We start from the raw sequence: 11053 nt of genomic DNA on the forward strand, positions 1-11053 counted from the left end.
AGATGAAGGCTTTAGACAAGCTGCTGGGCGGCCAGCAAAACCTGATCGGCATCGTGCTGTTGGCGCTGCTGATCCTGGTGGTATTCCCCCTGACCCTGGATGCGTTCCGCCTGAACATGGTCGGCAAGTACCTGACTTACGCGTTCGTCGCGGTGGGGCTGGTGTTGTGCTGGGGCTACGGCGGCATTCTCAGCCTGGGGCAGGGCGTGTTCTTTGGGGTGGGCGGCTACTGCATGGCGATGTTCCTCAAGCTGGAAGCATCGGACCCCGAAAGCACCAGGATCCAATCCACACCGGGCATTCCGGACTTCATGGACTGGAACCAGATCACTGAGTTGCCTTGGCTATGGCAGCCGTTCCACAGTTTCAGTTTTACCCTGGTGGCGGTGATCGCGGTGCCGGTGCTGCTGGCGTTCATCATCGGCATGGCGCTGTTCAAGCGACGCGTGGGCGATGTGTATTTCTCCATCGTCACCCAGGCCATCGCGCTGATCCTTACGGTGCTGATCGTCGGCCAGCAAGGCCTGACCGGCGGCGTCAACGGCATCACCGACCTCAAGACCCTGCTCGGCTGGGACCTGCGCACCGACAGCGCGAAAATGATCCTGTACTTCATCAACGCCGGCCTGCTGTTCGGCTGCATCTTTATTGGCCGCTTCATTCTCGCCTCCAAGCTCGGCCGGCTGCTGATGGCCATGCGCGACAAAGAGGAGCGGGTGCGTTTCTCCGGGTATGACGTGGCCAGCTTCAAGATTTTCGTGTTCTGTGTAGCTGCCGCGTTCTCGGCGATTGGCGGGGCGATGTTTGCCTTGCAGGTGGGCTTTATGTCGCCGTCGTTCGTCGGCATCGTGCCGTCGATCGAGATGGTGATTTTCGCCGCCGTGGGCGGGCGCATGTCGTTGCTCGGCGCGGTGTATGGCGCGCTCCTGGTGAACTACGGCAAGACCTACTTTTCCGAGTCCTTTCCTGAGCTGTGGCTGTACTTGATGGGCGGGCTGTTTATCGCCGTGGTCATGTACTTCCCCAATGGTTTGGCTGGCTTGTGGGACAGTCATGGTCGCCAGGCCCTGGCGAAATTGCTGCGGCGTAAACCGGTGATGAAAGTCGCCGCAACTGTGGCCAAGCCCAAGGCTGAAACCAAAATCCTGGAGACCCAGCCATGACCGCCGTCGGTTTTGAAATGAAGAAACCGGTGCTGGCCATTGAAGGCCTCACCGTCTCGTTCGACGGCTTCAAGGCGGTCGATAACCTCAACCTGTACATCGACCGCAATGAAGTGCGTGTGGTAATCGGGCCCAACGGCGCCGGCAAGACCACGGTGCTCGACCTGATCTGCGGCAAGACCCGCGCCACCAGCGGCAGTATCCAGTTCGACGGCCAGGAACTGACCAAGATGCGCGAGTACAACATTGTGCGCGCCGGGGTCGGGCGTAAATTTCAGAACCCGTCGATCTACGAAAACCTCACGGTGTTTGAAAACCTTGAGATGTCTTATCCCGCCGGTCGCAAGGTTTGGGGCGCACTGTTTTTCAAGCGCAACGCGCAAGTGATCGCGCGGGTGGAAGAGGTGGCGCGGGAAATCTTCCTCGGTGATTTGCTGCAACAACAGGCCGACCTGTTGTCCCACGGGCAAAAGCAATGGCTGGAGATCGGCATGCTGCTGATGCAAGACCCCGAGCTGCTGATGCTTGATGAACCGGTGGCGGGCATGAGCGTCAACGAACGCGCGCAAACCGCCGAGCTGCTCAAGCGCATCAGTCAGGGGCGTTCGGTGCTGGTGATCGAACACGACATGGAATTCGTCAAAAGCATTGCCCACAAGGTCACGGTGCTGCACCAGGGCAAGGTGCTCGCCGAGGGCAGTATGGAGTCGGTGCAAAGCAACCCTAAAGTTATCGAAGTGTATTTGGGCCACTGAGGAATCCGGCATGTTCAAGATTGACCAGTTGTCCTGCGGCTACGGCCAGAGCCAGATCCTCCACGACCTCGACCTGAACGTGGCCAAGCGTGAAATCGTCGCAGTGATGGGCCGCAACGGCATGGGCAAGACCACGCTGTTCAAAAGCCTGATGGGCATCCTGCCGCAGTGGAAAGGCCAGGTCAGCGTGGACGGGCAGGATGTGTCGGCACTGGAAACCCATGAGCGGGTGGCGCGCGGCATCGCCTATGTGCCCCAGGGGCGCATGATTTTCCCGAGCATGACGGTGCTGGAGAATATCCAGACCGGTTTGCCGGCGTCGGCGCGGGGCAAAGTGCCGGAGGATTTGTATGCCCTGTTTCCGGTGTTGCACGACATGCAGTCGCGCAAAGGCGGCAACCTCTCGGGTGGGCAGCAACAGCAGTTGGCGATTGCGCGGGCGCTGGCGACGAACCCGAAGGTGTTGTTGCTGGACGAGCCTACGGAGGGCATTCAGCCGTCGATCATCAAGGACATAGCACGCACGCTGAAAGAGATTCGCAACCTGCGGGACTTGACCATTGTGGTGTCCGAGCAAGTGCTGTCGTTCACGCTGGAAATCGCCGACCGATTCCTGGTGATTGAAAAGGGCCGCTTCGTGGTCGAAGAGACCCGGGATCGGGTGGATGAGGCGATCATAAGCCGCTACCTGTCTGTCTAACCAATACCGATCAAATGTGGGAGCGGGCTTGCTCGCGAATACGGTGTACCAGTCGACATATCTGTTAACTGACACACCGTATTCGCGAGCAAGCCCGCTCCCACAGTCGTTTTGCGTCCGCCCTGAAAAACTCATACGTCATCCAACGTATTCCCCGTTTCCCCCGGCTCCACGAGACTGGATCGAACGCACCAAGCCATCCGTCCAGGAGCCAGTCCATGACCGAAACGCTGATCAAAGTCGACCTCAACCAGCCTGTCACCGAAAACGAAAATATCCATAACCGCTGGCACCCGGATATCCCGATGGCCTGTTGGGTCAAGCCCGGCGATGACTTCATCCTGGAGACCTACGACTGGACCGCCGGCGCGATCAAGAACAACGACGACGCCAGCGATGTGCGTGATGTGGACCTGTCCACCGTGCATTACCTGTCAGGCCCGGTGGGCGTGCACGGCGCCGAACCGGGTGATCTGCTGGTGGTGGACTTGCTCGACATCGGCGCCAAGGCCGATTCGCAGTGGGGCTTCAACGGTTTCTTCTCGCGGCAGAACGGCGGTGGTTTCCTCACCGATCATTTCCCCAGCGCGCAAAAAGCCATCTGGGACTTCAAGGGTATGTTCACCAGCTCGCGGCACATACCAGGGGTTAACTTTGCCGGCCTGATCCACCCTGGCCTGATCGGTTGCCTGCCCGACCCGGTGATGCTCGCCGACTGGAACCGCCGCGAGCAGGAACTGATCGACACCAACCCCACCCGCGTGCCGCCGCTGGCGAATGCGCCGTTGGCGGCCACCGCGCATATGGGCAAGCTCAAGGGCCAGGCGCGTGACGCCGCCGCTGCGACCGGCGCGCGCACAGTACCGCCGCGTGAGCATGGCGGTAACTGCGATATCAAGGATTTGTCCCGCGGATCGAAGATCTTCTTTCCGGTCTACGTCAACGGTGCCGGGCTGTCGGTGGGCGACCTGCACTTCAGCCAGGGCGACGGTGAAATTACCTTTTGCGGCGCCATCGAAATGGCCGGCTGGGTGCATATGAAGGTCGAGCTGATCAAGGGCGGCATGGCCAAGTACGGGATCAAGAACCCGGTATTCAAGCCGAGCCCGATCACCCCGAACTACAAGAACTACCTGATTTTCGAAGGCATCTCGGTGGACGAGCAAGGCCAGCAACACTACCTGGACGTCAACGTCGCGTACCGCCAGGCCTGTCTGAATGCGATCAACTACCTGACCAAGTTCGGCTACTCACCGGCCCAGGGTTACGCGTTGCTCGGTTCGGCGCCGGTGCAGGGGCACATCAGTGGCGTGGTGGACATTCCAAATGCCTGCGCCACCTTGTGGTTGCCGACGGAAATCTTTGAATTCGACATCAACCCCAATGCCAATGGCCCGACGAAATTCCTCGACGGCAGTATCGACCTGCCCATCGCCCCGGACCTGTAGCCATGCCGACCTACGAATACGCCTGCCCAACGTGCGGCACTTTCACGATGCTGCGGCCAATCGCCCAGCGCAACGAACCCAGCCAGTGTCCCTACTGTGAGGGGCCGGGCGGGCAACTGAGGGTGTCGGCACCGGCGCTGCAAACCCTGTCGGCCAACCAGCGCAAGGCTATGGCCGGCAACGAGCGCAGCGCCCACGCGCCGCAAACCGTCGGTGAGTATCAGGAAAGCCGAAAGCACCCAGCGGGTTGCAGCTGCTGCAGCACCAGCAAGCAGGTGGAACCGAGTAAGGCCAACCCTTTGGGCCTCAAGACCAGGACCGGGCCACGGCCGTGGATGATCAGTCACTAGACCAGGAGCGTTGTTATGCGTCATGGCGATATTTCCAGCAGCCCGGACACCGTTGGTGTCGCGGTGGTGAACTACAAGATGCCGCGCCTGCATTCCAAGGCCGAGGTCATCGATAACGCAAAGAAAATTGCCGAGATTATTCTCGGCATGAAGCAGGGCCTGCCGGGTATGGACCTGGTCGTGTTCCCGGAATACAGCACCATGGGCATCATGTACGACCACGATGAGATGATGGCCACCGCCGCAAGCATTCCTGGCGAAGAGACGGCGATTTTCTCGGCGGCGTGCCGTCAGGCAAATACGTGGGGCGTGTTTTCCCTGACTGGTGAGCGTCACGAAGAACACCCGCACAAGGCGCCTTACAACACGCTGGTGCTGATAAACAACCTCGGGGAAATCGTGCAGCGTTACCGCAAGTGCATTCCCTGGTGTCCTATCGAAGGCTGGTACCCAGGGGATCGCACCTACGTGTGCGAGGGGCCCAAAGGCATGAAGATCAGCCTGATCATCTGCGACGACGGCAATTACCCGGAGATCTGGCGCGACTGCGCGATGAAGGGCGCCGAGTTGATCGTGCGCTGCCAGGGCTACATGTACCCGGCCAAGGAGCAGCAGGTGCAAATGTCCAAGAGCATGGCCTGGGCGAATAACTGCTATGTGGCCGTGGCGAATGCGGCGGGGTTCGACGGGGTGTATTCGTACTTCGGCCACTCGGCGATCATCGGGTTTGATGGGCGCACATTGGGGGAGTGTGGTGAGGAGGAGATGGGCATTCAATACGCCCAGCTTTCGGTGTCACAGATCCGCGATGCGCGGGCCAACGACCAGTCGCAGAATCACTTGTTCAAGCTGCTGCACCGTGGCTACACCGGCATGCACGCCTCGGGCGATGGCGACAAGGGTGTGGCCGACTGCCCCTTCGAGTTCTACCGCACCTGGGTGCTGGACGCGCAAAAGGCCCAGGAGAATGTCGAGAAAATCACCCGCAGCACGGTGGGCGTCGCCGCGTGCCCGGTGGGGCAGTTGCCCCATGGCGGAAAAGAAAAATCAGTGGGGTAGGGCATGCGCTTTACCTTTGAACCGGCCCAGGTGATGGCATTGCTGCGTAGCCGTATCGTTGGGCAGGAGGCCGCGCTGGCCCAGGTTGAGAGTTTGCTCAAGGTGGTCAAGGCCGACATCGGTGAGCGGGACCGGCCCTTGAGCGTCAACCTGTTCATGGGGCCGACCGGCGTCGGTAAAACCGAAATCGTGCGCCTGCTCGCTCAGGCGTTGCACGGTCGCACCGACGGCTTTTGCCGTATCGACATGCACACCCTGGCCCAGGAGCATTACGCCGCCGCACTGACCGGCGCGCCGCCGGGGTACGTGGGCAGCAAGGAGGGCATCAGCTTGTTCAACAGCGAGTTGATCCAAGGCAGCTACAGTCGACCCGGTATCGTGTTGTTCGATGAACTGGAGAAAGCCAGCCAGGAAGTGGTGCGCAGCCTGCTCGGCATTCTGGAAAACGGCCAGCTGACGTTGGCCGGTGGTACGCGCACCCTGGACTTTCGCAACAGCCTGATCTTCATGACCAGCAATATCGGCGCGCAACAGGCACGTCGTCATCGTCAGCGGTTTGCCCAGGGCTGGCGGCGCTTGCTGCGCGTCTTTGTGCGGGACGAGGCGGCCGTGCTCGAAGACGCGTTACATAGCCACTTCGAGCCTGAGTTTCTCAACCGTATCGACCGCATCCTGATGTTCGAACCTATCGACAGCCGCTGGCTGGACGCGCTGTTGGAGGTGGAACTGGAGAAACTCAACCTGCGCTTGGCGGCGCATCAGCGTTCGTTAAGCGTGGATGCGCCGGCAAGGATGTGGCTGTGTCGCCAGCACGATGCACGGTTCGGCGCACGGGCGTTGGGCCGCCGCCTGCGGGTAGAGCTGGAGCCGGCGATTGCCGAGTGCCTGCTGAGAGACCCCACGGTGCAAGGGATGCGGGCGACACTGCACGGCGAGCGTTTGAACGTTTCACGAAAATAACCTTGCGTACCGAAAAATTAAGGCTAATATGATCCGGGTAAAACAAATAAAGCCCGGGTAATAATCCATGTCTACGCAAAACACTCCCCGTTGCACCGCCTTTGTCCAACAGCAGCGCGTGGCCGCTGGTAGTTATCCCGAAGTTGCGACTGTTTTGGCAGGCCTTGACCTGCCGATGGGCAGCTTCCTGGTGTTCGACGACGCTACCGGCACCCAGGTCGATTACCCGTGGCCACTCGGTTACGTGCCAGCGCAACCCGCACACACTGAAACCGATGACGAGCCGCCCGTGGCCCCCTCGGTCGGTCGCCCAAAGCTGGGCGTGGTCGCGCGGGAGGTCACGTTGTTGCCTCGCCATTGGGAGTGGCTGGGCCAGCAACGCGGCGGCGCTTCAGCGGCCTTGCGCCGGTTGGTGGATGAGGCGCGCAACACCAGCGCCTCCCGTGATCAGATGCGCCAGGCCAAAGAATCCAGCTACCGTTTCATGAATGCCATCGGCGGCAACTTGCCGGGTTTTGAAGACGCTTCACGTGCGCTGTTTGCTGAGGATGCGGCCGACTTTTCGCGCAAGGTCGCGCATTGGCCGGTAGACGTGCAGACTTACCTGGCCTGGCTGTCGCGCAATGCTTTCCCCGTCTAACAATAATTCCGGGACTCGAACCACCATGGAAGTCACTCAACAACGGCCGCTGTGGCAGATCTACCTGATTTTTCTGGCACCGATGGTGCTGTCCAACTTTCTGCAAAGCTTTTCCGGCACCCTCAACGGCATCTATGTCGGGCAAATGCTGGGCACCCAGGCGTTGGCGGCGGTGTCGGGGATGTTCCCCATCGTGTTTTTCTTTATTGCCTTGGTGATTGGCCTCGGGGCGGGTGCTTCGGTGCTGATCGGCCAGGCGTGGGGCGCCCAGGAAACGGGGCTGGTCAAGGTGATTACCGGTGCGACCCTGACACTGGGGGCGCTGGTGGGGTTGATCGCGGCAGTTCTTGGTAGCCTGTTCGCGCGCCCGGCGTTGCAGGCGTTAGGTACACCGATTGACGTACTCGACGATGCGGTGGGGTATGCCCAGGCAATGATGCTGATCATGCCGCTGCTATTGGTCTTCATCCTCTACACCCAACTACTGCGCGGCGTCAGCGACACGATTTCACCGCTGCTGGCGCTGATGGTCTCGACCCTGGTCGGCCTGCTGCTGACGCCGGCGCTGATTCGCGGCTGGGTCGGCCTGCCGCCCATGGGCATCCAGAGCGCGGTGTATGCCAGCCTGGTGGGTAATGCCTTGGCCATGTTGTTTCTGATACTGCGCCTGCGCCATAAAAATCATGTGATGGCGCCGGACCGTGAACTGTTCGCGGCATTGCGCCTGGACCGGGTCATCCTCGGCAAAGTCCTGCGTATCGGCTTACCGACAGGTTTACAGATGGTGGTGCTGTCGCTGTCGGAGCTGGTCATTCTGGCCCTGGTCAACAGCCACGGCTCCCAGGCCACGGCGGCGTATGGTGCGGTAACGCAGATCGTCAACTATGTGCAATTCCCGGCGCTGTCGATTGCGATTACCGCATCGATCCTCGGCGCACAGGCGATTGGCGCCGGGCGCCTGGAGCGCATCGGACCGATCCTGCGCACCGGGTTGTTGATCAACATTTGCCTCACCGGCGGCCTGATTCTGCTCGGTTACCTGCTGTCCCACTGGCTGCTGGGCTTGTTCATCACTGATGACACGGCGCGGATCAAGGCTGAGCACTTGCTGCACATCATGCTGTGGAGCGTTCTGGTCTTTGGGTTCCAGGCCGTGATCGGCGGAATCATGCGTGCCAGCGGCGTGGTGCTGATGCCGGTCGCGATTTCGATCTTTTGCGTACTCTGCGTGGAGCTGCCGATGGCGTACCTGTTCAATGCGCACTTCGGCCTCGAAGGAGTATGGATGGCGTTTCCGGTGACGTATCTGGCGATGCTCGCATTGCAGACGGCCTATTACCGTTTGGTGTGGCGGCACAAGCAGATCAAACGGCTGGTGTGATGGGCTGCTTCAGGCCTTGCAGCAACAGTTCCAGGCTCGACAGGCCCTCTTCCAGGCGATCGCTTGGGTGTTCATCCCGGGCGATCCACAAGGCGGTATTGACCAGGCTGCCATTGATCAATTGAGCCAGCGCGACGCTGGGGGCTTGCAGGATGGCACCGGTCTGCATCAACGCCTCCAGCAATTGGCGCAACGATTCCACACAATGTTGTTGGCAGCCTGTATCGCCTAATACGGCAGGCGCATCCTGCAACACAATGCGTTGGATCTCGCCATCCTGGGCCATGCGCAGATAGGCTTGGCAGCGATCACAAAAACCGCGCCAGGGGTCCTGGGCCTGTTCGGTGATGTGCTGCAAGCGTGCGTCCATCTCACTGTCGAGTTGCGCAACCACCGCGGCCAACAAACCTTTCTTGTCACCGAAGTGGTGGTACAACGCGCCTCGAGTCAGGCCGGCGCGAGCGGTAAAATCGTCCATCGACGTGTTGGCGAACCCATGCGTGGCGAAGGCCGCGCGGGCACTGGCGATCAGCCGGGCGCGGGTGTCGTCGATGATTTCGGTACGGACTCGGCTCATTGATAAGGCTCGCATTGGGCTAGTGAGTGATTGACATACGGTGCGTATGTTACGCATGCTCCGACACATACGCGCCGTATGTATATTGCCTTGATAACTGCAGATAGCAAGTTTCAAGGCGCAAAGGAAGAGGTTAAGCAGGATGGCAAATCCCTATGCCGAGTTGTTCCAGGTCCCAGGTAGCAGGGCTTTTGTCTTGGCGGGCATGCTTGCGCGCATGCCGATATCGATGACGGGCATCGGCCTGATTACCATGCTTTCGCAAGTACACGGTGGCTATGGCCTGGCGGGCGCGGTGGCGGCGGTGTTCGCCCTGGCAACGGCGTTTTGCGCGCCGCAGGTGTCGCGGCTGGTAGACCGGCACAGCCAGGGCAAGGTACTGCCGATCGCCGCAATGATCGGTGGCGGGGCGTTGCTGCTGTTGTTGCTGTGCACGCGCTTGCAGGCGCCGAGCTGGACCTTGTTCCTGTTCGCCGCCTTGGCCGGTTGTATGCCGAATATGTCGGCCATGGTGCGGGCACGTTGGACCGAGTTGTTGCGCGGTCAGCCCAGGTTGCAAACCGCGTTTGCCCTGGAGTCGGTGCTGGATGAGGTGTGTTTCATCATTGGCCCGCCGATCTCCGTAGGCCTGTGTGTCGTGCTCTTTCCGGAGGCAGGACCTTTGGTAGCGGCAGTGTTGCTGGCCGTGGGTGTCACGACCTTCGTGCTGCAACGCGCTACAGAACCACCGGTGCATGAGCACACGGGGCATCACGGCGGTTGGCTGATCGCCTCACCTTCGGTGCTGATCCTGATGATCCTGCTGCTGGCCATGGGCGTGATCGTCGGCGTCGTGGATGTGGTCAGCGTGGCCTTTGCCCAACATCAAGGCCAACCGGCAGCGGCAAGCATCGTGCTTTCGGTGTATGCCATCGGTTCGTGCCTGGCGGGTTTGGCATTTGGCATCCTTAAGCTCAAGGCGCCGTTGCCCCGCCAGTTTCTGTTCTGCGGCGTGGCAACGGCGTTGACCACTTTACCGTTACTGCTGGTGACCAATATCACCGGGTTGGCGGTGGCGATCTTTATTTCCGGTTTGTTCTTCGCCCCGACCTTGATCGTGTCCATGGCCCTGGTGGAGCAGGTCGTGCCGCCCAGCCGCCTGACCGAAGGCATGACCTGGCTGATCACCGGCCTGAGCATCGGCGTGGCCATTGGCGCTGCCAGCTCCGGTTGGATGATCGATCATTTCGGTGCTACCAGCGGATTTTGGGTGGCGTTGGTGGCCGGTGCGATTGTGCTGGGCTCGGCAGCACTTGGGTATCGGCGGTTGGGGCCGTCAACCGAGCACGGGTAGAGGTTCTGTGCAGTGATGTTGCAAAAACTCATTCAACGCCTGGCGCGTCAGGTCATTGAGCGTGACTTTTTTACGGGTCGCGGCCAGTGCCGCCGCCAAATGCAGGTCATGGCCGACCCGTACGTTGAATGAGCCCTTGCAAGGCTTCTCCGGCGTTTGCCCCAGTGTGTGGCATGTCGCGAGGTAGTCATCGACTGCCTCACGGAACGCAGCGTCCAACTCTGCGACGGTTTTCCCTTCGTAACTGACCAAGGCCTTGATAAACAGAATCTTGCCGAACAGGCAGTTGTCTTCGAGGCTGGCTTCGATAGAGCCGATGTAGCCTTTGTATTTCAGTTGGTTGTTCACTGAATCAGTTCTCCTGATTTCAATTGTTCGATGATCTGGCGCCGAATGTAGTGTTTCAGTTCGTGGCCGGGGTGAGGCTTGTGCAAGCTGATCATTGCACTGGGGTCGCCGATGTCGAACTTGACGCGGCTTCCAGCCCCTTCAATCTGTGTGTAGCCCAAGCGATGCAGCAGCGTTACGAGCTCTGGCCAGGTAAAGGCCATGTGCTCGTTGAGCAGTTTGGCGAGCAGCTTTTCATTTTTTGACACGGCGATCCCTGCGTGTAACTAAATGTAGTTGCAAAAAGTGGTGTCCGTCAATGCTAACTCGGGTTTGTGTGTCTTTCCCAAGATTGATGTA

13 protein-coding genes are annotated in these 11053 nt (G+C 60.1%); 10 read left to right on the plus strand and 3 right to left on the minus strand.

Annotated elements, in window-relative coordinates:
- The first annotated feature begins 2 nt into the window (after nucleotides 1–2).
- The 9 genes from urtC to ACLBW8_RS16660 all read left to right on the plus strand — a co-directional run bounded on the left by urtC (nucleotide 3) and on the right by ACLBW8_RS16660 (nucleotide 8456).
- Nucleotides 3–1163, plus strand: a complete 1161-nt coding sequence (gene urtC, locus ACLBW8_RS16620; RefSeq protein ID WP_447805863.1) for an urea ABC transporter permease subunit UrtC — start codon at nucleotides 3–5, stop codon at nucleotides 1161–1163.
- On the plus strand, nucleotides 1160–1918 hold the full coding sequence (gene urtD, locus ACLBW8_RS16625) for an urea ABC transporter ATP-binding protein UrtD (protein ID WP_003218258.1): 759 nt from the start codon (nucleotides 1160–1162) through the stop codon (nucleotides 1916–1918). Before urtC ends, urtD begins: the two co-directional genes overlap by 4 nt.
- A gap of 10 nt (nucleotides 1919–1928) precedes the next feature.
- Nucleotides 1929–2618: an urea ABC transporter ATP-binding subunit UrtE gene (gene urtE / locus ACLBW8_RS16630; RefSeq protein WP_447805864.1), complete on the plus strand. Its 690-nt coding sequence runs from the start codon at nucleotides 1929–1931 to the stop codon at nucleotides 2616–2618.
- A gap of 218 nt (nucleotides 2619–2836) precedes the next feature.
- Nucleotides 2837–4066 carry a formamidase gene (fmdA, locus tag ACLBW8_RS16635; protein WP_048728217.1) on the plus strand — a complete coding sequence of 410 codons (1230 nt, stop codon included), beginning with the start codon at nucleotides 2837–2839 and terminating at the stop codon, nucleotides 4064–4066.
- Between the two features lie 2 nt (nucleotides 4067–4068).
- Nucleotides 4069–4416, plus strand: coding sequence for an FmdB family zinc ribbon protein (locus ACLBW8_RS16640; protein ID WP_447805865.1), 348 nt, complete (start codon nucleotides 4069–4071; stop codon nucleotides 4414–4416).
- Nucleotides 4417–4431: 15 nt separating this feature from the next.
- A complete protein-coding gene (locus ACLBW8_RS16645; protein ID WP_064452752.1) occupies nucleotides 4432–5475 on the plus strand; it encodes an aliphatic amidase in 1044 nt (347 codons plus the stop codon).
- Nucleotides 5476–5478: 3 nt separating this feature from the next.
- Nucleotides 5479–6435: an AAA family ATPase gene (locus ACLBW8_RS16650; RefSeq protein WP_447805866.1), complete on the plus strand. Its 957-nt coding sequence runs from the start codon at nucleotides 5479–5481 to the stop codon at nucleotides 6433–6435.
- A gap of 67 nt (nucleotides 6436–6502) precedes the next feature.
- Entirely contained in the window at nucleotides 6503–7075 is a 573-nt protein-coding gene (locus ACLBW8_RS16655) for a DUF2239 family protein (RefSeq protein WP_447805867.1), read from the plus strand.
- Nucleotides 7076–7100: 25 nt separating this feature from the next.
- The gene (locus ACLBW8_RS16660) at nucleotides 7101–8456 is read left to right on the plus strand and encodes an MATE family efflux transporter (protein ID WP_447805868.1); all 1356 of its coding nucleotides are present in this window, start codon (nucleotides 7101–7103) and stop codon (nucleotides 8454–8456) included.
- Here the strand turns inward: ACLBW8_RS16660 and ACLBW8_RS16665 are convergent.
- Entirely contained in the window at nucleotides 8440–9033 is a 594-nt protein-coding gene (locus tag ACLBW8_RS16665; RefSeq protein ID WP_447805869.1) for a TetR/AcrR family transcriptional regulator, read from the minus strand. The two genes, ACLBW8_RS16660 and ACLBW8_RS16665, sit on opposite strands and share 17 nt — an antisense overlap.
- 142 nt (nucleotides 9034–9175) lie before the next feature.
- Here ACLBW8_RS16665 and ACLBW8_RS16670 point away from each other — a divergent pair, with 142 nt between their 5' ends.
- Nucleotides 9176–10366 (plus strand): MFS transporter, encoded by a 1191-nt coding sequence (locus tag ACLBW8_RS16670; RefSeq protein ID WP_447805870.1) that lies wholly within the window; start codon nucleotides 9176–9178, stop codon nucleotides 10364–10366.
- Here ACLBW8_RS16670 and ACLBW8_RS16675 read toward each other — a convergent pair.
- Both ACLBW8_RS16675 and ACLBW8_RS16680 read right to left on the minus strand, forming a co-directional pair.
- The gene (locus ACLBW8_RS16675; protein WP_447805871.1) at nucleotides 10349–10714 is read right to left on the minus strand and encodes a type II toxin-antitoxin system HicB family antitoxin; all 366 of its coding nucleotides are present in this window, start codon (nucleotides 10712–10714) and stop codon (nucleotides 10349–10351) included. The genes ACLBW8_RS16670 and ACLBW8_RS16675 overlap by 18 nt on opposite strands.
- Nucleotides 10711–10962 carry a type II toxin-antitoxin system HicA family toxin gene (locus ACLBW8_RS16680; RefSeq protein WP_447805872.1) on the minus strand — a complete coding sequence of 84 codons (252 nt, stop codon included), beginning with the start codon at nucleotides 10960–10962 and terminating at the stop codon, nucleotides 10711–10713. Before ACLBW8_RS16680 ends, ACLBW8_RS16675 begins: the two co-directional genes overlap by 4 nt.
- Nucleotides 10963–11053 lie beyond the last annotated feature (91 nt).

It is taken from the genome of Pseudomonas sp. M5A4_2d, assembly GCF_053345295.1.

What these genes read in the sequence shown, in the direction of transcription:
- urtC (WP_447805863.1), top strand. Translation starts at nt 3, where the DNA reads ATGAAGGCTTTAGACAAGCTGCTGGGCGGCCAGCAAAACCTGATCGGC.
- urtD (WP_003218258.1), top strand. Translation starts at nt 1,160, where the DNA reads ATGACCGCCGTCGGTTTTGAAATGAAGAAACCGGTGCTGGCCATTGAA.
- urtE (WP_447805864.1), top strand. Translation starts at nt 1,929, where the DNA reads ATGTTCAAGATTGACCAGTTGTCCTGCGGCTACGGCCAGAGCCAGATC.
- fmdA (WP_048728217.1), top strand. Translation starts at nt 2,837, where the DNA reads ATGACCGAAACGCTGATCAAAGTCGACCTCAACCAGCCTGTCACCGAA.
- ACLBW8_RS16640 (WP_447805865.1), top strand. Translation starts at nt 4,069, where the DNA reads ATGCCGACCTACGAATACGCCTGCCCAACGTGCGGCACTTTCACGATG.
- ACLBW8_RS16645 (WP_064452752.1), top strand. Translation starts at nt 4,432, where the DNA reads ATGCGTCATGGCGATATTTCCAGCAGCCCGGACACCGTTGGTGTCGCG.
- ACLBW8_RS16650 (WP_447805866.1), top strand. Translation starts at nt 5,479, where the DNA reads ATGCGCTTTACCTTTGAACCGGCCCAGGTGATGGCATTGCTGCGTAGC.
- ACLBW8_RS16655 (WP_447805867.1), top strand. Translation starts at nt 6,503, where the DNA reads ATGTCTACGCAAAACACTCCCCGTTGCACCGCCTTTGTCCAACAGCAG.
- ACLBW8_RS16660 (WP_447805868.1), top strand. Translation starts at nt 7,101, where the DNA reads ATGGAAGTCACTCAACAACGGCCGCTGTGGCAGATCTACCTGATTTTT.
- ACLBW8_RS16665 (WP_447805869.1), bottom strand. Translation starts at nt 9,033, where the DNA reads ATGAGCCGAGTCCGTACCGAAATCATCGACGACACCCGCGCCCGGCTG.
- ACLBW8_RS16670 (WP_447805870.1), top strand. Translation starts at nt 9,176, where the DNA reads ATGGCAAATCCCTATGCCGAGTTGTTCCAGGTCCCAGGTAGCAGGGCT.